At 46.4% G+C, this 21918-nt stretch carries 18 protein-coding genes; 15 read left to right on the top strand and 3 right to left on the bottom strand.

Annotated elements, in window-relative coordinates:
* Positions 1 to 14 precede the first annotated feature (14 nt).
* From BN6465_RS08405 to BN6465_RS08380, 6 genes are all read left to right on the top strand, one after another.
* Positions 15 to 1520: a sugar ABC transporter ATP-binding protein gene (locus tag BN6465_RS08405; RefSeq protein ID WP_066735168.1), complete on the top strand. Its 1506-nt coding sequence runs from the start codon at positions 15 to 17 to the stop codon at positions 1518 to 1520.
* An 11-nt stretch (positions 1521 to 1531) separates the two neighbouring features.
* Entirely contained in the window at positions 1532 to 2773 is a 1242-nt protein-coding gene (locus BN6465_RS08400; RefSeq protein WP_066733394.1) for an oxidoreductase, read from the top strand.
* 42 nt (positions 2774 to 2815) lie between these two features.
* Positions 2816 to 3577, top strand: a complete 762-nt coding sequence (gene deoC / locus BN6465_RS08395; RefSeq protein ID WP_082891626.1) for a deoxyribose-phosphate aldolase — start codon at positions 2816 to 2818, stop codon at positions 3575 to 3577.
* Between the two features lie 81 nt (positions 3578 to 3658).
* The gene (gene gcvPA, locus BN6465_RS08390) at positions 3659 to 5050 is read left to right on the top strand and encodes an aminomethyl-transferring glycine dehydrogenase subunit GcvPA (RefSeq protein WP_066733393.1); all 1392 of its coding nucleotides are present in this window, start codon (positions 3659 to 3661) and stop codon (positions 5048 to 5050) included.
* An 18-nt stretch (positions 5051 to 5068) separates the two neighbouring features.
* Positions 5069 to 6631: an aminomethyl-transferring glycine dehydrogenase subunit GcvPB gene (gene gcvPB / locus BN6465_RS08385; protein WP_066733392.1), complete on the top strand. Its 1563-nt coding sequence runs from the start codon at positions 5069 to 5071 to the stop codon at positions 6629 to 6631.
* Between the two features lie 2 nt (positions 6632 to 6633).
* Positions 6634 to 7752, top strand: a complete 1119-nt coding sequence (locus tag BN6465_RS08380) for an ATP-NAD kinase family protein (protein ID WP_074017780.1) — start codon at positions 6634 to 6636, stop codon at positions 7750 to 7752.
* Positions 7753 to 8094: 342 nt separating this feature from the next.
* Here the strand turns inward: BN6465_RS08380 and BN6465_RS08375 are convergent, their stop codons facing one another.
* The gene (locus tag BN6465_RS08375) at positions 8095 to 9441 is read right to left on the bottom strand and encodes an MATE family efflux transporter (protein ID WP_066733391.1); all 1347 of its coding nucleotides are present in this window, start codon (positions 9439 to 9441) and stop codon (positions 8095 to 8097) included.
* A 158-nt stretch (positions 9442 to 9599) separates the two neighbouring features.
* Between BN6465_RS08375 and BN6465_RS08370 the strand changes: the two genes are divergently transcribed.
* The 3 genes from BN6465_RS08370 to BN6465_RS08360 all read left to right on the top strand — a co-directional run bounded on the left by BN6465_RS08370 (position 9600) and on the right by BN6465_RS08360 (position 13422).
* Positions 9600 to 11048: a DEAD/DEAH box helicase gene (locus tag BN6465_RS08370; RefSeq protein ID WP_066733390.1), complete on the top strand. Its 1449-nt coding sequence runs from the start codon at positions 9600 to 9602 to the stop codon at positions 11046 to 11048.
* A gap of 17 nt (positions 11049 to 11065) precedes the next feature.
* The gene (locus BN6465_RS08365; protein WP_066733388.1) at positions 11066 to 12550 is read left to right on the top strand and encodes a methyltransferase domain-containing protein; all 1485 of its coding nucleotides are present in this window, start codon (positions 11066 to 11068) and stop codon (positions 12548 to 12550) included.
* A gap of 209 nt (positions 12551 to 12759) precedes the next feature.
* Positions 12760 to 13422, top strand: a complete 663-nt coding sequence (locus tag BN6465_RS08360) for a GntR family transcriptional regulator (RefSeq protein WP_066733387.1) — start codon at positions 12760 to 12762, stop codon at positions 13420 to 13422.
* A gap of 81 nt (positions 13423 to 13503) precedes the next feature.
* On the opposite strand, the gene BN6465_RS08355 is transcribed toward BN6465_RS08360, so the two are convergent.
* Entirely contained in the window at positions 13504 to 14379 is an 876-nt protein-coding gene (locus BN6465_RS08355) for an NAD(P)-dependent oxidoreductase (RefSeq protein ID WP_066733386.1), read from the bottom strand.
* A gap of 24 nt (positions 14380 to 14403) precedes the next feature.
* On the bottom strand, positions 14404 to 15459 hold the full coding sequence (locus BN6465_RS08350; protein WP_082891624.1) for a zinc-dependent alcohol dehydrogenase: 1056 nt from the start codon (positions 15457 to 15459) through the stop codon (positions 14404 to 14406).
* 251 nt (positions 15460 to 15710) lie between these two features.
* Here BN6465_RS08350 and BN6465_RS08345 point away from each other — a divergent pair, with 251 nt between their 5' ends.
* The 6 genes from BN6465_RS08345 (at position 15711) to BN6465_RS08320 (ending at position 21859) form a co-directional block, all read left to right on the top strand.
* The gene (locus tag BN6465_RS08345; RefSeq protein WP_066733385.1) at positions 15711 to 17222 is read left to right on the top strand and encodes a sugar ABC transporter ATP-binding protein; all 1512 of its coding nucleotides are present in this window, start codon (positions 15711 to 15713) and stop codon (positions 17220 to 17222) included.
* Positions 17222 to 18208, top strand: coding sequence for an ABC transporter permease (locus BN6465_RS08340; protein WP_066733384.1), 987 nt, complete (start codon positions 17222 to 17224; stop codon positions 18206 to 18208). Before BN6465_RS08345 ends, BN6465_RS08340 begins: the two co-directional genes overlap by 1 nt.
* Complete coding sequence (locus BN6465_RS08335; RefSeq protein ID WP_066733383.1) at positions 18201 to 19178, top strand: ABC transporter permease; 978 nt, start codon at positions 18201 to 18203, stop codon at positions 19176 to 19178. Before BN6465_RS08340 ends, BN6465_RS08335 begins: the two co-directional genes overlap by 8 nt.
* 61 nt (positions 19179 to 19239) lie before the next feature.
* On the top strand, positions 19240 to 20226 hold the full coding sequence (locus tag BN6465_RS08330) for a sugar ABC transporter substrate-binding protein (protein WP_066733378.1): 987 nt from the start codon (positions 19240 to 19242) through the stop codon (positions 20224 to 20226).
* 38 nt (positions 20227 to 20264) lie between these two features.
* The gene (locus tag BN6465_RS08325) at positions 20265 to 21188 is read left to right on the top strand and encodes an AEC family transporter (protein WP_066733376.1); all 924 of its coding nucleotides are present in this window, start codon (positions 20265 to 20267) and stop codon (positions 21186 to 21188) included.
* 8 nt (positions 21189 to 21196) lie between these two features.
* Positions 21197 to 21859, top strand: coding sequence for a GntR family transcriptional regulator (locus BN6465_RS08320; protein ID WP_066733372.1), 663 nt, complete (start codon positions 21197 to 21199; stop codon positions 21857 to 21859).
* The last annotated feature ends 59 nt before the right edge of the window (positions 21860 to 21918 follow it).

The following is a 21918-nucleotide window of genomic DNA, read 5'->3' as shown; positions in this document are numbered from 1 at the left end:
GGAAAGGAGAAACTATGAGTGAATATGCATTGGAAATGTTGGGAGTTACAAAGACGTTTTCTAAAGTGACTGCACTTGATGATGTCAGTCTCCGTGTAAAGAAGGGCGAAATCCATGCATTGATCGGGGAGAACGGCGCCGGTAAATCCACGCTAATGAAAGTGCTTTCAGGAGTATACAAGCCGGATCAAGGCACGATAAAGATTAACGGAGAGACAGTTACGATTAAAAACCCCCGGGATGCCATTGACAAAGGGGTGGCAATTATTTATCAGGAGCTGAGTCTGGTTCCGGAGCTGAATGCTATCAAGAATGTCATGCTTGGGCAGGAAAAGAATACTTGTCAGATTATCAATCAAAAGGAAGAAAATGAGTTTGCACGAAAGTATCTGGATTATGCAAGCAGAGGCGCGCTTTCAGACTATAAGACCCCGGTCAAATATTTGAGCGTGGCACAGCAGCAGATGGTCGATATTGCGAAAGCGCTGTCTTACAATTCCAATATCATCATCATGGATGAGCCGACGGACAGTCTGACGAACACAGAGATAGATGTTTTGTTCGAGATTGTAAGAAAACTGAAGGAGGATGGGATTACGGTTATTTATATATCCCATCGTCTGGAAGAACTGTTTGCGCTCTGCGACCGGGTGACTGTGCTTAGAGACGGACAGTACGTCGCGGATGAGAACATTGCAGATATCGACAAAGACTGGCTGATCAGTAAAATGATTGGACGGGATTTAAAGGATACATACCCCGAGAGACACCGGATGGTGAGTCAGGAGACCGTGCTGGAAGTCAAAGGATTGACCGGAGAACGGTTCCGGGATATTTCCTTTCAACTGAAAAAGGGAGAAATTCTTGCGCTCAGCGGACTTGTAGGCGCAGGGCGGACGGAAGTCCTGAGAGCCATCTTTGGCGCCGACAAAATAAAAGACGGAGTGGTGGAAATCTCAGGCCGGCAGGTGAGCATCAATCATCCCAGCAAGGCTGTGAAATGTGGTCTGGGATTCGCCACAGAAGACAGGAAGGCACAGGGATTATTCCTGAATCAGGACATCAGGGAGAATATAGCCGCGGCCGCCTTGGATAAGGTGTCGGTAAAGGGATTCGTCAGCAGCGGCAGAGAAAATGATATGGTGGAGCGGTATTTTAAAGAGCTGAAGGTGGTGGCGCCGGATACGAACAAGGTATGTAAGTTCCTCTCCGGTGGAAATCAGCAAAAAGTGGTTTTGGCAAAATGGCTGGCCAGTGAGTGCAGGATTCTGTTTTTGGATGAGCCGACAAGAGGAATCGACGTAGGCGCTAAATACGAGATCTATATGCTTATGGACAAATTAGTCCAGTCCGGAGTCAGCATTATTATGATTTCATCGGAGATGCCAGAGGTGATTGGAGTGGCGGACCGTGTAATAGTCATGCATGAAGGCCAGATGAAAGGGGAACTTCAGTATCAGGACTTCAGTGAAGAAAGTATCATGAAATTAGCCAGCGGTGAAGAGCTGGCACAAGCTTAAGGAGGAAGAAGATGGGATATAAAGAAACTTTATTGAGCCCGATAAAAATCGGAACTAGAGACTGTAAAAACCGTTTCTTCGCACAGCCGATGGAGTGTGTGGATTCGGACGAGGAAGGGAATCCGACAGACCTCACCTATGAGCGCTATGAGAATCTTTACAAAGGCGGCTTTGGTCTGGTGGATTTGGAAGGAATCACAGTGACGAACGAATCACGGGCAAGGAAGACACAGTTGGAAATCATGCCCCGGAATGAGAAACCGTTGAAAAACTTTATCCGCAGGCTGAAGGAAGTAAACCCGGATACACTGATTATTTTCCAGCTTACCCATTCTGGAGAAATCAGTGAGTCAGAGTTCTCGAGGAAGGTGTGTGTAAAGCCGATGTACGGAATCGGCGGCGATGTGCTGACAGAGGAAGAAGTGGACCACATTATGGACCAGTTCGTGGTTGCCTCCCAGATTGCACATGAAGTAGGCGCGGACGGAATCGATATGAAGCTTTGCCATGGTTATCTTGGCTCTCAGATTATCCGGCCTTTTAATGACCGGGATTGGAAATATGGTGGTTCATGGGAAAGGAGAAGGCAGTGGGCCTTTGATCTTCAGGAGAGAATCATGCGTGCGGTAAATGACAAAAACTTCCTTATCGGCTCCAAGATGTCTATGTGGGAAGGACATCCGGGCGGATTTGGCTCCGCGGGACCGGAATCCCCATTAATGGATATGACAGAGCCGCTGGATTTAATCAAGGGACTCGAAGAGAGAGGCTCTACTTATTTTATCGAATCGCTGGGAAATGTGCACAGTGCTATGAATTATATGGAGTCGCTCAAAGATGCGCCGGAGCTTTCTTATTTACATATTTATTTCTCTGATTTGATGAAGAAGGCGCTGAGGCCGGAGACGGTAGTAATCGGTTCTCATTTTTCACCTTTCAGAGGAAAAAAGAATAAGCTCATGTCTGTCGATCCGGAGAAATCCTCACTCTTTGCAATGGGCGCACATTGTATTGAAGAGGGGATGATGGATATGGTGGGACTGGGAAGACAGTCTTTTGCAGACCCGCTCACTCCGCTCAAACTGATGGAGGGCAGAGAGGATGAAATTAAATACTGTACCCAGTGCATGAATTGCGAAGAGTTAATGATTCGCCAGCAGCCGGTCGGATGTGTGGCGTACAACAAACCTTATACACAGAGATTTGTGGAGTGCAGGAAGAAATATGGGAAATTAAACGAGCTTCACACCTAAGAGAAGTGTACATATAAATTTATCACAAGAAAGGCGATTATCATGAAAGGTATTTTGACAGAAAGACCAAGAAAAGAAATCTTAACCAAGGACGACATTGCATACATGATGGACCCAAGTGTATTAAAGCTTGATACCACTATCCATGATGTGGAGCATATGGTAGATGTCTGTAAGAAGTATGGATGTGGAACTTGTTTCTGCTGGCCGTGTTACTATGAGGAGCTTGTTGAGCTTTTGGAGGACGCAGAAGTGACAAAGTTCGGTACTTCCCTTGGATTTCCTACAGGGCAGGAAAAGACGGAGACAAAGGTATTCTTGGCAAACCAGTTCAATGCGTTAGAACCGGCCACCAATGACATGTCTATGAACGTAGGCTGGTTAAAAGCGGGGAGATATGACCTTGTCTTAAATGATATCAAGGCTGTACGCGAAGCCACACCGGGCGTGCCGCTGAAGGTTATCATGGAAGTAATGCTGCTGACGGACGACGAGATTAGAAAAGCCTGCGAATTATCTATTGAAGGTGGTGCGGATTATGTGAAGACCGGTTCCGGGTTCTCCGTGGGACAGCCGACCACACTTCATCATGTGAAGGTTATCGCGGACACTATCGGTGACAGGGCGAAGCTTAAGGTCGCTGGAGGAGTCAGGGATTTGGATACCCTGCTTAAAATGTATAAGCTCGGCGCCTGCCGTTTTGGTATCGGATGTGCGTCGGCGGAAGCGATTCTTGCCGAAGTGGATGCGATGGGCGGAAGCGTGGACTTGAATAGCATTGTAATCGATGAATCCGAGTTGTAAAAAATAAGAAAAGGAGGGCTGCTGTATACGAAGGTGTTAATTTCGCTGCAGCAGCCTTCTGTAAATCAGGAGGTAAGAAAAATGAGTGGAAAACAGTTTGTACATCCTTACATACCCAACTCTGAGCCGGCGGTGAAGAGACAGATGCTGGACGCTGTGGGCATGAAAAGCGTGGAGGACATTTACGAGGCAATTCCGGAGCATCTGCGTTTTCAGGGCAAGATGGATATGCCGGAACCGATTATATCTGAATACAGCTGCCAGCGTCATGTAGAGGGGCTTCTTAAAAAGAACAGAAACGCAAAAAACAATATTTGTTTTCTTGGCGGCGGAACTTGGAATCATTACGTACCGTCTGTGGTGGATACTATCATGGAGCGCGATGAATTTCTGACTTGTTATGTAGGTGAGGCTTACACGGACCACGGAAAGTTTCAGGCGCTGTTCGAAAGCAGCTCCATGCTGGCCGACCTGACAGGCTTTGAAGCGTGCAATACACCGACCTATGACTGGGCAAATGCGATTGCAATCGCGGCTCGTATGGCATCGAGAGCGAATGGAAGGAAGGAACTTCTTGTGGCAGGCAACATGGATCCTGACCGTCTTCTGGTGGTGCGCAATTACTGTAAACCAGAGATTAAAGTGGAGACAATCGCATACGACAAAGCTACCGGACTTATGGATTTGGAGGATTTGAAGTCCAAGATTTCTGACAAGACGTCCTGTGTGTATTTTGAGAACCCAATCTATATAGGAGCGCTGGAAATCCATGCAGCTGAAATCTGCAGGATTGCTAAAGATGCAGGCGCTTACAGCATGGTTGGGGCAGATCCTACGAGCTTGGGCGTCATGGAAGCACCGGCTGCCTACGGCGCTGATTTTGCGGTGGGAGACCTTCAGCCGCTGGGGATGCATATGAGCTATGGCGGGGGCTTGGGCGGTTTTATCTGTACAAAAGACGACAAGGAATTTTTGGGCGAGTACCCTTCCCTTCTCTTTGGTGTATGCAAGACACAGCAGGAGGGTGAATATGGATTTGGAGAGGTGTACTATGAGAGGACTTCCTATGCGTCCCGTGAAAAAGGAAAAGACTTTATCGGAACTACAACGGCGCTCCATGGGATTGGGGCAGCGGTATATATGGCGCTTATGGGGCCGCAGGGCTTTCGGGAATTGGGAGAGGGCATTCTGCAGAGAGTAGCGTACAGTAAAGAGGAGCTTAAGAAGATTCCGGGTGTCACAATCCCCGTTTCCGGCTACAGCTATTGTGATTTTATGGTTGATTTCAGCGGTACTGGCATGACGGTAAAAGAAATCAACAAGGCGCTTTTAGAATATGACATCATCGGGGGAAAAGACATGAGTGAAGTATTTCCGGAATATGGGCAGAGCGCGCTTTACAGTGTGACTGAGGTTCATACGAAAGAAGACTTGCAGGCGCTATTTGACGCGTTAAAGGAAATTTGTGCATAGAGAAGGAGGTTGAAGCAAATGGCAAAAATGAAAGTGAGAAAGAATTTTCAGCAGGCTAGATGGAACGAGCCTATGATATATGAGTTATCTACGCCGGGGTTAAGGGGAATCATTCCTCCGGTCGTGGAGGACGAAATCGAAGCGGCGGCAGGAGACGTGGCATCCGCACTGCCGGAGGGATTGAAGAGGAAGACCTCTCTGGACTTGCCGGAAGTAGCGCAAAAGCAGATACTTCAGCATTATATTCATCTCTCGCAGGAGACAATGGGCTCCAATCTGAGCAATGATATCTCGGAAGGAACCTGTACTATGAAATACAATCCCCGTCTCTGTGAAACACTGATTGGCAATCCCGGCTTCGCGGATGTGCATCCGGACCAAGAGCCGGAGACCGTGCAGGGAATTCTGGAAATATACTATGAGTTTGAGCAGATGCTAAAACAGGTGTCGGGGATGGATAAGTTCTCCCTCCAGCCGGGCGGCGGCAACCATGCGGTGTATACGGCGGCTTCGGTTATCCGTGCATATCACGAGGCGAACGGTGAGGCGGAGCAGAGAGACGAGATTATCACCACCATTTTCTCTCATCCATGTGACGCGGCCTGTCCGGCGACGGCAGGGTATAAGGTCATCACAATCTGGCCGGACGAGAACGGCATGCCGGACTACAACGCGATCAAGGCGGCTGCCAACGAACACACGGCGGCAATCTTTATGACGAACCCAGAGGATATCGGCATCTATAATGTCCATGCGGACAAGATTGTGGAGGCTATCCATGGAGTCGGCGGGCTTTGTTTTTATGATCAGGCAAATGCCAACGCATTTCTCGGTGTGGCGAGGGCGAAAGAAGCCGGATTCGATATGTGCCACTTTAATGTACATAAGACGTTTGGCACGCCTCACGGAGGAGAAGGACCGGCCTGTGGAGCGTTTGGATGTAAGGAAGAGCTTGCCAGATTCCTGCCGGTTCCCACGGTGGAATTTGACGGAAACAAATATTATCTTGACTATGATAAGCCGGAGAGTATTGGCAGAGTGCGTCAGTATATTGGCCAGTCCGCGGTCGTGCTGAAGGCTTATGCCTGGTCTAGGATGATGGGGGCGGAGGGCATGCGGGAGTGTGCGGAAATATCTGTGCTCAACAATAACTATATGTTGAATATTATGGAGAAGATTCCGGGGGTAACCCATGCTTTCCAAGGCAACGGCATCACACGGCAGGAGCAGATACGCTACAGTTTCCAAGAGTTGAAGGAAAAGTACGGCGTCGGGTCGGACGATATGAACTGCCGCATGGGCGACTACGGTATTCCGTGGTTCTGGTCCTCTCATCACCCGTGGGTAATCCCGGAGCCGATGACGCTGGAGCCTTGCGAATCCTACACAAAGGAAGATATTGAAGAATACTGTAAGGTGGTAGAAATCGTCGCGGGAGAGGCGGCTGAGAATCCGGAGCTTTTGAAAAACGCGCCGTACCATACAGGAATGCACCGCAGGGTCGAGGAGGAAGATTTGGATAATCCGGACAAATGGGCGGTTACATGGAGAGCGTACAAGCGTAAAGCTGGGGTAGAGTAAGTATGAAGAGACTTGGTTTTATCGTGAATCCGGTGGCGGGAATCGGCGGAAAAGTGGGGCTTAAGGGTTCCGACGGTGCGGCGATTCTCAAGAAGGCGCTGGAGCTTGGAGCGGTTCGGGAGAGCGGCAGGAAAGCCTTGATTACGATGAAGGCCCTAAAGGAAATCGAGGATGAGCTTATCATCTATACCTGGCCGGGTGAGATGGGGGAGGATGTCTGCAGAGAGGCGGGACTGAGTGTTACCGTGCTGGGCAGCATCACTCCGGGGCATACGACTCCGGAGGACACCATCCGCGCCGCCGGGCAGATGAAGGAGCTGAAGTTAGATCTGATTCTTTTTGTTGGTGGTGACGGGACAGCCCGAAATATTCTTGACGCAGTGGGAACCGAAGCGGTTGTTCTGGGAATCCCGGCAGGATGCAAGATTCATTCAGGCGTGTACGCGCTGAATCCAAAGACTGCGGGAAACCTGATGAAAGAGTTTGTTCAGGGCAAGGTCAAGGAGACGAAGCTCTGTGAAGTGATGGACATCGACGAGGATTTGTTCCGGCAGGGAATTGTATCGGCAAGGCTGTATGGGTATCTGCGTATTCCCAATGAATCCCGTATGGTGCAGAATCTAAAGAGTGGAAGAGGGTTCAGCGAATCTGCCTCTATTGAGATGCTTTCCAATTACGTGGCAAATGAGATGGAAAAGGATGTTTTATATATCGTGGGAACAGGCTCCACGACTGCGTCGATCATGGAGAAACTGCATCTGCCCAATACGCTTTTGGGCGTGGACTTGGTATATAACAGAAGGCTCGTGGCCTCGGACTGTACGGAGAGAGAACTGCTGGAGACAATAAAGCATTATGATAAAGTAAAGATAATCGTCACTGTAATCGGCGGACAAGGTTATGTATTCGGACGTGGCAACCAACAGATTAGTGCGGAAGTGATAAAAAGGGTCGGTAAAGAGAATATTATTATAGCGGCCTCAAAGAACAAAATATTAGCGTTATTTGGCGGCTCGCTGCACGTAGATACGGGTAACGAAGAAGTGAACCATATGCTGTGCGGTTATTACCGTGTGATAGTGGGATATGGGGAAGCTATGATGCTCCCGATGACCGACTGACTTCAAAGGTGACTTCAAAGTGACTTCAAAGGGGACAGGTCCCAACGCGTTGGGACCTGTCCCCTTCTACAATTCAAAAAATATTCTGACAATTTAAGGCTGTATTTTTAATTAAAATTGTCGTGTATATTTAGCTAGAAACTACTTTTCCTCTGCGTTTAAAAGATGGGGACTTAGTGTGTCCAGATTCATCGAGTGTGGATATAGCTGTTCCGTCAAAGGCGGTGAACTCTGTAATATAATATCTGGCTTTGAAGTGCTTCCCAAAATGCGGCTATGTAACATGGAAATTTTTTCTATATTGTCATAATGATACCTACTGGCATAGTGAGAATAGATTGATTAGCGAGTTACGTTGTTGAGCCATTTTCCACTGCGGTAGCGCCAGACGGAGATGGGAACCTTCAGTATCTCATCGCTCAGAAGGAATACATAGACGATCCGTACATCCAGACGGAAGACAAAGGCAGCTAAAAAGCCTAGCAAAATGGAGCCGCCCCACATCATGGTTATGTCCATGACCAGCCCTGTTTTTGTGTCCCCACCTGCCCGGAATGTACTTACCATTGTGGTGTTGAAGGACTTGGCGATAGAGAAATATGCTACGACAAAGAACATAAATGAGAGATAGTGGCCGGCAAGGGAAGATAATTTCATGCTGTGAACTATCACTGGGCGGATAAGGACAAGTATAAATGCCGCCGCCCCGCCTGTAAGGAGACTTAGTTTTATGAATTTACGGGCATATTCCCGGGTCAGTCGGTACTCGGACGCACCAATTTTTTTGCCTATCATTACTCCGGCCACATTCGCTATTCCGAAGGCTACAATTGTTGCAAGCTGCCGGCACATCTGGGCCACAGAATTGGCGGCCACGGCGGCGCTTCCGAGATGTCCGAGAATAGCGGCATTCGCCGAAAGACCTACGCCACATACAATTTCATTTAGTACAGTGGGGGTAGAATACTTGAGAAAATCCTTCAACAAAAGCGGCGAACTCAGAATCATGTCCGACAGGCGGAAATGGATAACGTGGTTGAAAAAGCGGGCATAGATAAAGACGAGAATCAATTCCAACAGCCGGGACAGCAGCGTGCCCATAGCCGCGCCTCGGATACCCATAGGCGACAGACCAAAGAGTCCAAATATTAATATCCAGTCTGCTCCGATATTGAAGAGAAGGGAGATACTGTAAATAATCGTGGCAACCAGAACCTGCTCTACGCTGCGCATGATGTACAAATAAATGTTAGTGACAGACATAAATAGATAGGAGAGTCCTACAATGCGTAGGTATTGACTGCCCTCTCTGATAATTATATTTTCGGGAGAATAGATGCGTATGAGCATCTCTGGCGTAAAAATAGCCAGAAGGGCAAAAAAAAGACCAATACAAAGCGAAAAACGCATTGTAATGGCCATTACTTTCTCTATCGTTCTAGTATCTTTTTTTCCCCAGTATTGTGCAGTCAGAACGGAAGCACCAGCGGTGAGACCGGAGAAAACCAACATCATAATAAACTGTATTTGTCCGGCTAAAGAGCATGCTGCCAAAGAGGTCTCATTGACGTTTCCCAACATCACGACATCTGTCATGGTAACACCTACATTAATCAAATTCTGAAAAACAATAGGCAGCAAAAGAACTAGTATATCAGAATAAAACTGTTTACTTTCGTATTTATTCATCTTGTTCACTCCATATTCAGTTGGACCTGACTGACTCTTAGTAAAAATAAGTATATCACATAATGAATAAGAAATCAAAAAGAATAGAGCCACAAAAGGAATTCTGTGTTAAAATAAGCGTACGGCGAAGGTAATAAATATAAGCTCGAAAGGAATCTATGGCTATTCAAATACAAACGCAGTTTCAAAATTATAAATTATCAGAAGATATTCTGGAGGCTCTTAGGCTCTTGGGTTACGACAGGCCTACTCGTATCCAGCAGGATGTGATACCGGCTATGCTGGCGGGGAAAAATATTGTGGCGAAAGCGCCTACGGGGAGCGGTAAGACCGCGGCATTTGCCATCCCCATTTGTGAGAACATAGTCTGGGAGGAGAATGCGCCTCAGGCCCTTGTGCTGGAGCCTACAAGGGAGCTGGCGGAGCAGGTAAAGGATGAGATGTTCCGCATTGGGAGGAAGAAACGGCTGAAGGTGCCTGCGTTATTTGGAGGCTTTCCGATAGACAAGCAGATACAGACCTTAAGGCAGAAGTCCCATATTGTGGTGGGAACTCCGGGGCGTGTGGCAGACCATTTGAGGCGGGAAAGCCTGCGGCTTGACAAGGTGGTATATGCAGTAATCGATGAGGCGGATTTGATGCTGGATATGGGATTTGCGGATGAGGTCAACGAGATACTGGCTCTTCTGGGGGAGGGGTGTAAGATTTCCTTGTTCTCGGCCACTTTAAAGCCAGAGATTCAAGAATTGGCGGATACCTATATTCGGGATGCTGCGCTCATTATGCAGGAGCAGGATGAGTCCAAAGAAAATGCCATAACTCAACGGTTGTATGAGGCGGATAGGGACAGCAAGTACGAGACTTTTTGTCAGGTGCTGAAGCTTGAAAATCCGGGGAGCTGCATTATTTTCTGTGGCACGAAGGAGATGGTAAACGTACTTTTCCAAAAGCTTCGTAGGGACAGAATATTTTGTGGAATGCTCCACGGGGACATGGAGCAGCGGGAGCGCCTGAAAACGGTAGACGCCTTTCGGCGGGGTGGATTTCGTTTTTTGATTGCCACGGATGTGGCGGCGAGGGGCATTGATTTTGAGGGCATTACCCATGTGATAAATTATGACTTTCCCACGGGCAGGGAGACTTATGTACACCGGATTGGGCGCACTGGCCGTAATGGTCGCAGCGGAACGGCGGTCAGCCTTGTCTGCGAGGAGGACAGGCGCATGCTTCGAATGGTGGAATCCTACACGGAGCAGGAACTGCCTGTGACGGTCTGCCCGGATGTGAGCCCGGAGGAGGAGCAATTATTTTGGAAGACTCAGCGGAAGCGGGCGGCGGGCAAGCCGCAGAAGGGTGACGCGCTGAATGAGGGAATCCTGCGTCTGTCCATTGGAGGTGGGAGGAAGTCTAAACTGCGCCCGGGAGATATTGTGGGTACGATTTGTAGTATAGAGGGCGTGGCGGAGGAGGATATCGGAATCATCGATATCCGGGATAGTATGAGCTACGTGGAAATAAGAAACAACAAAGGGACGCTTGTGTTAGAGTGTCTGCAGACAAAACCGATAAAGGGGAAAGTAAGGAAGGTCCGCAAGGGCCGCCTATAACAGGATAGAGGAGCAATATGATAAATAAATATTGGAATGAAATTAAAGAGAATCGTGATGTGAGGCAGAATTTGAGTAAGATTAGGCAGGAAATCAAGAAAGCCGGGTCCGGGGTTCCCTTTCTTTATGCGATAGCGGGGGAAGAGGGGCGGTTGATAAGCCTGCTGGAAGCGGAGGATGCAAAGACCCGCAAAAATGCTGCTTTGCTCATGGGTGATTTGGGCAGGAAGGAGTTTCTACAGCCGGTTTATGAGGCTTACGTAAAAGAACAGCAGAGATTCGTGAGAGCGTCGTATTTGACAGCCATGAAGAATTTTGACTATAGGGCATACATGAAACCGCTGAAGCAGCGGCTGGAAGAGATGCGCCGGGAGGAGGCCGCACCGGAGCAGGAGAAGCATTATATGGAAGAACTGCGGGAGCTATCCGCACTGATCGTCGCCATGGAGGGCGTTTCCGCGCATACATTTCACGGATGGGATGAGACCTATGACATCATTTTGCTGACGAACCGCAATTTTGCAGAGACGACGAGAAAAGAGCTCATGGAGCTTGCTCCGGAGACTAAGTCCAAGATAGTGGGAGCCGGGGTGATGGCACGGGTTCCGGACTTGCACTGGCTTCCCCATATTCGCACATATCAGGAAGTCCTCTTTTCCATCAAGGGGATGAAAGCCTGCACCATGGAGCCTGTGGAGGCAGCTAAGACGCTGCTGGATTCGGGGCTTATGGAATTTTTGGATAAGAGCCACAAGGGGAAACCACCCTTTTATTTCCGGGTAGAGTTCAAAAGTAAGCGGCCTCTGGATGAAAGAAGCACGTTTGTAAAGAAACTTTCCGGCCAGATTGAGCGGCTTTCAGAGCGGAAGCTGATTAATACCACATCAAATTATGAAGTGGAACTGCGTTTCATTGAGAACAAAGAGGGAAACTGTAATCTGCTTGTAAAACTGTATACACTGAGAGACGAGCGTTTTTCCTACCGCAGGGAGTTCATGCCCACCAGCATCAGGCCGGTAAATGCGGCTTTGACCGTGGCGCTTGCGAAAGACTATATGAAAGAAAGAGCGCAGGTCTTAGACCCGTTCTGCGGCGTGGGGACCATGCTCATTGAGAGGCATAAGACAGTTCCCGCCAATACCACTTACGGAATTGATATACAGGAAGAGGCGATAGAGAAGGCTAGAATCAACACAGAGGCCGCTCATCAGATTATCCACTATATCAACAGGGACTTTTTCCGGTTTACCCACGAATATCTCTTCGATGAAATAATCACCGATATGCCCTTTGCCATAGGGCGCATGACGGAAGAGGAAGTATTTGAGATTTATAAGAGATTTTTTCAATCCGTTTCCACGTACCTGAAAGAGGACGCTGTGATAATCCTCTATTCCCATAATTACGAATATATCCAAAGCTTAGCACCCAATTGCGGTTTTAAGATAAAAAAGAAATTCGAAATTTCCAAAAAAGAAGGAACCTATGTAGTAGTGTTATAATAGCAAAGGGGACAGGTCCCAACGCGTTGGGACCTGTCCCCCTCTACAATTCGGAAACAATTCAGATAATTAAACGAGAGATAATCGACACATTACGACATATGGTATGTCAGCGTTGTATTAGGCGTATTTTTCTGGTATACTTATTTAAGGAAAATTTTGCCACTTTTAATCATCGATGTGGCGGTAAGGAACTTGGAGGAAGGATTATGGCAAGGAAGAGTAATATGGAAACATTGTCAAAGAAACAGATTGCATATATTAAAATTAAAGAGATGATAATTGACGGAACAATTAAAAAGGAAATGCCCTTGGTTGAAAGACAGCTGTGTGAGGTGCTTGACATCAGCCGCACCCCGGTACGTGAAGCGCTTCGAGAATTGGCGGCTGATGGGTTGGTGGAAATTATAGACGGTAAGGGTGTGTTTGTAAAGCGTATTGAATTTCGGGATATGATTGAGATTTTTGAAGTGAGGGAGGCACTGGAATGTATGGCCATGAAACTGTTCATGGAGAGGGCAGAGCCTGAAAAGGTGTCACTTTTTCAAGAGTATATGAGGCAGCAGGAGGCTGCTTATGAGGCCGGTAAGCATGAGGAATTTATGAAGGCCGATATGAAGATTCACAGCCTGATTGCCGAGGGGGCGCAGAATACCCGTCTGAAGAATTCTATTGCAGTCATATACGACCAGATTCGGCAGATTGCAATCTCTGCTAAGGATGACAAAACCGTACGTGATATGGCAATCAAGGCGCATAGAAAGATTTTGGACGCAGTAATTGCGGGAGACAGTGAGGCGGCCCAGAAAGCTGTGGTGGAACATATTGTTGAGGTCAAAAATATGCATAAAGACAGATATTATATGCTGTAAATAGCAGATGTGATAATAAGGGAGCATGCACAAAGTTTGTGCTGCTCCCTATCTTCTATAAAACGTGCTGGTAAACACAGATTACCCCAATCCGTTCAATACCTCATTCACCATCAAAATTCCGGCATAATCCAGCTCTTCCAGACCATGAGACCGCATAGCCGTGTAATTCTGCTTGGAAATAGAAGTAATCGGCAGAGAGAGACCATGTTTTTTGCCCAAAGAAAGGGCAATTTCCATATCCTTTTCCAGAGTCAGAGCCGTGCACATTGGCGCAAAATCCCGTTTCTGGAACATTTCTTTTTTAGCTTTGATAATCGATGAGGCTGCGGCACTGTCACAGATACATTCAATCATCTTGTCCCAGTCAAGGCCTGCTTTTTCGCCGAGTACTACGGATTCTGCCAACATCTGCATACTTGTCCCAATCATCATATTAATGCAGATTTTCATATAGCGGGACTGCTCCGCATCTCCCAGATAATGCATGCGGTTGCCTAGAATCTGCAGAAGAGGGGTGACGGATTCATAGACGGCCGTTTCTCCAGAGACCATAATTCCAAGAGTCCCTTTTTCAGCAAATTCTGTACTTCCCGTCACTGTGGAGCGTAGGAAATGCCCGCCAGCTCCCTCAATGGCAGAAGCGGCCTGTGCAGAAGCATCAGGATCAATAGTACTCATATCCACAACGATAAAGTCTTTGGGCATTGCTTCTAATATTCCGTTTTCACCGCTTATAATATCCAGTAAGACAGTGGCATTTGGAATCATACAGAAAATCATGTCTGTCTTCCCAGCCAAATCAGCGGGGGATAAGGCGGCAGTGGCCCCTTCTGCTATCAGTTTCTCTTTGTTTTCTTTCACCGGATCGCACACACAAACTTCGTATCCCGCGTTCAGCAGCCGTTTTGCCATTCTGCTCCCCATGAGTCCGACCCCAATCCATCCTATCTTCATATTAACTCCTTTCTCCCCATCAAATTAGGGATGCACAATTACTTTCACAGCTCCATCTTTTCTTTTCGAAAAAATATCCAAAGCCTCCGCCATTTCTGTCATTGGGAAACGGTGTGTAATCAGATGCTCTGTTTTTATCCGCCCTTCAGCGAGCAGTTTTAATATTTCCGGACAACAGTTCGGATTGGCACGGGAGCCTGTCACATGAATCTGGTTACACACAATAGTATTCACAGGCATCACCAAATCTTTATTTTTTGGCATAGAGACAAGAACAACACGGCCGTTTTTGCGGGCGCTCATCACAGAGTTATAGATAGCTGTATCTGTTCCGGCACATTCAATTACCGCATCTGCACCCATTCCGCCGGTAAGCTGTGCAAGCCGCTCTAGCGGTTCGTGCTTTTCATAGTCAATCACCTCGTGTGCGCCGTCCGCCAGACAAGCTTCAAGCCGTGCGCCCCGGCCAATTACAATAACGTGTGCACCTTTGGTGCGGGCAATCTGCATGGCAAGATTCCCGATAGGGCCGGGGCCGTAGATGGCTATGGTTTCTCCCTGCCGGATGTCTGCAAGGCGTACTGCCTGTAAGGCTGTGCCGGCAGAATCACAGAGGGCGGCATCATCATAAGACACGTTGTCCGGAATTTTTGTGCAGCTTTTTGCGGTAAAGACGCCGTACTGAGCGTAAGCACCGTTTACAAGAAAGCCGTAATGCCGATGGCCTTTCAGCAGATTTCCATAGTTCAGGCAAAGATTATAATTTCCTTCCCTGCAGTTGCGGCAGATACCGCATCCACTGTGTGCTTCCCCCGCAACCCGATCTCCGGGACGAAGAGAAGTAACCCGCTTACCTGTTTTTATTACTTCGCCCGTCCATTCATGTCCAAATATAAAGGGATAAGAAGGGGGCCAGCCCATGGAAGCATAATGGCCCGAAAAAAGTCCGGGGTCTGATCCACATATGGCAACGGACTTTATTCTGCAGAGCACTTCGTCGTCTGTGGGAACGGGGATTTCTACTTCCGCAATACAAAAATCATTCTTTCCATAAGAAACAACTGCATTCATTTTGTTCATAGTTCACCTCCTGAAATGTTAGAACACCAAATGTATACCATATACATACTAAAATAACAGAAAGAAAAACTAAATGCAATGAAGATATTAGTAAAAATGACGTAAAGAGTTGAAAAATAGCAATATAACCAAAAGAAAATATACAATTTTGGTTAAAAAAGAGAAAAGAGAATACAGTATTTACATGGTATACCAAATGTGCTATTATAAGAATACAAAAAGGGAGAAGGAAAAAGAAAGGAGATAATAACATGGCGGAAAAAGAAGTTATGCTGCACATAGAATCTCTGCGTAAGGAATATCCCGGGGTCATTGCTGTCAATGATGTGAGTTTTGATATCTATAAAGGAGAGGTGCATATCGTGATTGGCGAAAACGGCGCCGGTAAATCCACATTAGTAAAGATGCTTGCAGGGTTGAATACCATAGATTCAGGGACACTTAAATTGGAAGGACGGGAATATAAGCCGGAAAATGTTTTGGATGCGCAGGCTAAAGGCGTCAACATCATTCATCAAGAATTGAGCATGATGGAGAACCGTACGGTAGCTCAGAACATTTTTATAGGAAGAGAACCGGTCAAAGGTTTTTGGATTGATAAAAAGGCCATGAATGAAAAGTGCAGAGAGCTGCTTGACAGTCTGGAAATTGAGATTGATCCTTCTACGATGGTAAGGGATTTAAGCATAGCACAGCAACAGATGGTGGAAGTTGCAAAGGCATTATCCTTTCAGAGCAAGGTGCTGATAATGGATGAACCCACCTCAAGCCTAACGTCAAAAGAGATAGATAACTTGTTCAGACTGACAAGGAAATTGAGGGACGAGGGAACCAGCATTATCTACATATCCCATCGTATGCAGGAGCTGATGGAAATCGGGGACAGAGTAACGGTCATGCGGGACGGCGCCTATATCGGTACAAGAGAAATTAAAGAAATTAACATGCAGGAGCTTATCATGATGATGGTAGGCAGGAAGATAGAGAATGCTTACCCCCGCAATTACAATGAACCGGGGAAAGAGATGGTGCGCACAGATAAGCTTACGGGGCTTAGATTCCGAAATGTAGATATCCACATCAACGCAGGTGAGATTGTGGGGGTAGCCGGACTTGTGGGAGCAGGGAGGACAGAGCTTGCCAAAGCAATATTCGGTTACGATCCGATTGAATCTGGGGCGGTATTCTTAGATGGAAAGAAAGCAAATGAAAGACATTACTCTACCACCAGAGCAGTAGACGCAGGGATATCTCTTTTGCCGGAAGACCGAAAGAAGGAAGGACTGTTTCTGGATATGTCCATCAGTGAAAACATTGTACAGGCAGTGGCAAGAAAGCTTTTTAAAAACGGAATCGCTGATAAAAAAGTGGAGAATCAGCTTTCTGAGAAATATATAAAAGATTTGGCCGTAGCTACTACATCGGGAGAAAAGCTGGTGAAAGAGCTCTCGGGAGGAAACCAGCAGAAAGTGGTACTTGGCAAATGGCTTGCCACAGAAAGCAAGTTCCTGATTTTTGATGAGCCTACACGCGGCATTGATGTAGGGGCCAAATACGAAATCTATTCCATCATGGACAGGCTGGCCAAAGAAGGGGCTGCAATTATGATGATTTCTTCCGACCTGCCGGAGCTCCTTGGAATATCGGACAGAGTGTATGTAATGAAGGACGGCGAGCTTGCGGGAGAGATAACAAGGGAAGAAGCAGAATTTACACAGGAGGCCATTCTTGAAGTGGCGCTCCGAGGAAAGGAGCGTTCATGATGGTGAAACAAAATATAAAAAAAGTGTCCGGAATTATGTGGGCATCCCTGCTGATGGTTGTATTGATGCTGATTTTTGTACCTAATTTTTCCCAGCCTAGAAACTTTGACAATATTTTGAAAAATACTGCGGTGCTGTTGATAATCTCTATCGGAATGACTATGGCTATCTTAAGCTCCCAGATTGATTTGTCCATCGGCGGCGTTATGTCGGCCAGCGCTATGATAAGCGCGATGTACCTTTCCAGATTTGAAGAACCTACGGCAGTACAGATTCTGATTACTTTTTTAATTGGTATTATAGTGGGGCTTGCATTTGGATTGATAAACGGTGTTATGATAGGCATTTTCAAATACAATTATTGGCTGGTCACCTTTGCGACTATGAGCATGGGATACGGGCTGGCTCAAGTGGTGACAAACGGAAATATCATCGCAGGCTTTTCCAAGACCTTCCGCCATGTGGCGGACGGAAAGATGGGTGGGGCAGTGTCCAACGTCATTATTATCACAATTCTTATAGTAGTGATTATGATGCTTCTTCTGGCACGAACGAGATTCGGCATGCATATCTATGCGGTGGGAGATTCCGAGCAGTGCGCGGCACAGTCTGGGATTGTGGTGCCCAAAATCAGAATACTAGTGTATGCTATCTCCGGCATTTTAGCAGGACTTGGGGGTGTGCTGCTTGTATCTAAAACCAACTCTGCCAGTGCTACGATTGGCAATGGCTATGAGTTCGATGCCATTGCTGCTGTTATTATCGGTGGGACACCATTTGAAGGAGGAAAGGGCGGTCTGGGCGGAACGGTTATCGGAGCACTGGTCATTCAGGCCTTCAAAGCGGGACTTCAGTTGATGGGGGTATCCTCCTATTGGCAGCAGACACTGGTAGGCATTTTTATACTGCTGATTATTGTAGTAGATGTAATCAGTGAAAATCAAAAATTAATTAAAAAGACAAGGAGGATATACAGAGATGAATAGATACAAATTAGCAAAAAGCATGCTCAAATATTCGAGAGTATTTATTTTGATTGTACTCTTTGCCTTCTTTTCTATAGCTACGGATACGTTCTGGTCTCCGACAAAATGGGGCAATGTTACCAATATCGTATTGCAGCAAGTGCCATTTCTTATGCTTTTGGCCATCAGTATGACATTGGCGATTCTCTTGAACGGTATCGATCTTTCTATCGGTTCCGGCGTAGCTTTGATATCTTGTTTTGTTGGATTGATATTAAATAAGACTTACAATCCCTGGCTGGGCATTTTCGGCGGTATTGTGATGGGACTGGTCATGGGACTGATTATGGGAATCCTAATATCCAAAGTAAAAGTATCCGCATTTGTGACGACCTATTCCATGCAGTGGATTTTACGGGGATTTGCACTGGTACTTTTGGGTGGAAAACAAATATATGATTTCGGACCTAAATTCAGACCTATTTTTACCTCAAGTAAGTATACATTTTTTATTATCAGCCTTGTAATTCTGCTGATTATGATGTTTCTGCTTGGCAGGACAACCTTTGGGAAGGCTGTATACGCTATCGGTAAGAACAAAGAGGCGGCAGCCATTTCGGGAATCAATACAGGGCGTGTGATTACGATTTCCTACATGATTTCCGGCGTAATTATTGGACTGGCAGCAGTTCTCTATATTGCCAATCTGGGAAGTGCGGAGCCGGTAATCGGTTCGGACTTTGCAATCAAAGCTATAGCGGCAACGCTAATAGGCGGTACTGCTTTCGGGGGTGGCAAAGGAAAAATGAGCAATGCCTTTGTAGGAGCGCTGATCATGCTGATTCTTACCAACGGTATGATACAGATTGGCGTGCCGAGCGTTTGGCAGCAGTTTGTAATCGGAGCGGTTATTATAATTTCCATTATTATGGAGCGTGGTATGGAGAAATTGGGAAATAAGGTTTCTTTGGCGGAAGCCTCACAGTCATAAATATATCCATGCCGGGCATGGGGATATAGATTAACTAACTAAAGTAAAAGGAGGAAACGAAATGAAAAAGGTGTTATCAGTGTTACTTGTAATGGGCATGTGTGTAGGTCTGCTTGCCGGATGCGGCGGAGGTACGGGAAAGGATGATAAGGGAGAAAACGGAGGAGAAACTTCCGACAAAAAGAAAATCGTCTTTATGGTAAAGAACTCTAATAGTGATTTCTTTGTCTCTATGGGGGAGTATGCCAAAGCTAAGGCTGAGGAATACGGCTGGGAATGTGAAGTGCTTGCACCTATCGAGGCAGACAACAACGAAGAGCAGATTCAGCTTCTGGAACAGTCTCTGTTGGACCCGCCAGATGCATACTGTATCGTCCCAGCAGATTCGGACGGAATTACGCCGGCCATTGAGCAGATCAATGAGGCGGATATTCCGATTATCAATGTGAATACCATGTTTTACGATGAAGAGGTAGAGTATCTAACCTTTGTGGCAATCGACAACTACGGTATGGCTTATGAATGTTCCAAGGCAGGCGCCGAGCTAATAGGCGGAAAAGGGAATGTGCTGATTTTGGAAGGCACCACTGGTTCCCAGACTTCTATTGACCGACAGAAAGGCGCTACTGACGGTTTTGCAGAATATCCCGATATCACCGTGCTGGATTCTCAGACCGCTAATTATGCAAGGCAGGAAGCACTCACTGTCACACAGAATCTTCTTCAGAAATATCCGGAGGTTGACATGATTTGGTCTGCGGCAGGCGAGATGGCGCTGGGGGCTGCTGAAGCGGTTTCACAGGCTGGCAGATCTGATGAGATTAAGATTGTCACAATCAATGCATTTAAAGAAATGATTGAAGCCGTTATTGACGGACGTATCGCACTCACAGCGGACGATGCCTCATGGCTGCAGGGGGAGACGGCTATTGAATGCCTGAAAAAATATTGGGATGGCGAAGAGCTGGAAGAGCAGACATTGATTGACGCGGTCATGGTGACAGATGAAAATCTCGACGAATACAAAGAGATGTGGGGAATTAAGTAAAAATTTATAGGTACTGAGACAGAAGGCGGTGAGAAAGAATGGCGGATATTATCGTACAGTCGATGGTTCTGATATTGATTGTTGCGCTGGGATATATTTTAAAAAAGGCAGGACTTTTCGATAAATATGACTACCGGGTACTGACAAAACTTGTGATGTATCTGACCCTTCCCTGTGTAATTGTCACGAGCTTCTCGCGATTTGAATGGAAGAATTCATTGTTTCTTATCCCTTTGATGGGGTTGGCCGTCAACTGTCTCCTCCAGCTTTGGGCGTATATCCTGTGTAGGAAGGGCAGCGATGAAGATAAGATATTTTATATGCTGAATACTCCCGGCTTCAGTATGGGAACTTTCGCACTGCCCTTTATTCAAAACACATTGGGAGCGCAGGGGGTAGTGGCGGCATGCATGTTCGATGCAGGGGGGACAGTAATGCCCTCAGGGGCGAGTTATGTATGTGCCAGCGCTATCTTGAAAAGACGAAGAGAGAAAGAAAAAATTAGTATTGCATTTGCAGTAAAAAGGATGTTGTCCTCGCCCCCCTTTCTGGCGTATATATGCATGATAACATTGAAGGTTCTGCAAGTGGAATTGCCGGAAATTGTTCTTAGGTTCACAGGAAAGGTAAGTGACGCTAACGCATTTGTCTGTATGATTATGATAGGCATGATGTTTGAGATAAAGCTGCCTCGTGAGAAACTGATAAAAGTTGGAAAGCTTCTTGTCTCCAGAATCATTTTGTCGGCAGTGCTTTCCCTGCTGATTATAACCTGTCTTCCTCTGGAAAGAGAGCTTCGAAACGCACTGGCAATCGTAATGTTTTCTCCCATTGCGGCGCTCAGCCTTATTTTTACTGATAAGATGCAGGGAGATATCGAACTGGCAGGGTTTGCAAATTCTTTATCTATTATTTGCAGTATGGTGATTATGACAGTTTTGATGGTGGTTCTGAAAGGATAGGAGGAAAGATGAACAAAAAAATATTAGCCTGCACACCCTCCAAAAAGCAGATAGCATATGACGGAATTAAAAAAATTATTGTAAACGGCAAAGTAAAAAAAGACGCTCCTTTAGTAGAACGGCAGTTATGTGAGATGCTTGGCATCAGCCGAACACCGGTCAGGGAGGCTTTAAGAGAACTGGCGAATGATGAATTAGTTGAGGTCATTGAAGGCAAGGGTGTATATGTAAAGAAAATTGAATTCCGCGATATGATTGAGATATTTGAAATGCGGGAAGCGTTGGAGCGCATGGCCATGAAATTATTCATGGAGCGTATTCAAGATGAGAAAATTGAGCTTTTCCAAACGTATATGGCGGCACAGGAAGAAGCCTACAAAAATGATGAACACGAGGCCTTCATGGATATTGATATGAAGATACATGTTGCGATTGCGGACGGTGCTCAGAATACAAGATTAAGAAACGCGATTTCTGTGATTTATGACCAGATCAAGCAGATGGCTATATCGGCCAAAGATGACAGTAAAGTGCGGGATATCGCGATTCGTGCCCATAGAAAAATGCTGGATGCGATATTGGCAGGCGACAGCAAGACAGCACAGGAAGCGATAGTGGAACATATCGTAGAAGTAAAAAGTATACACAAAGAGAGATATTATCTACTATAATCTTGTTTGAATAGGAAAAAAATGGTCCACCTAAAAGGTGGACAAAAAAATAGATAGAG

It is taken from the genome of Bariatricus massiliensis (genome assembly GCF_900086725.1).
GTDB lineage: Bacteria > Bacillota > Clostridia > Lachnospirales > Lachnospiraceae > Allocoprococcus > Allocoprococcus massiliensis.
Note: the sequence above shows the minus strand (reverse complement) of the source record. Positions and strands in the feature narration are given on the sequence as shown.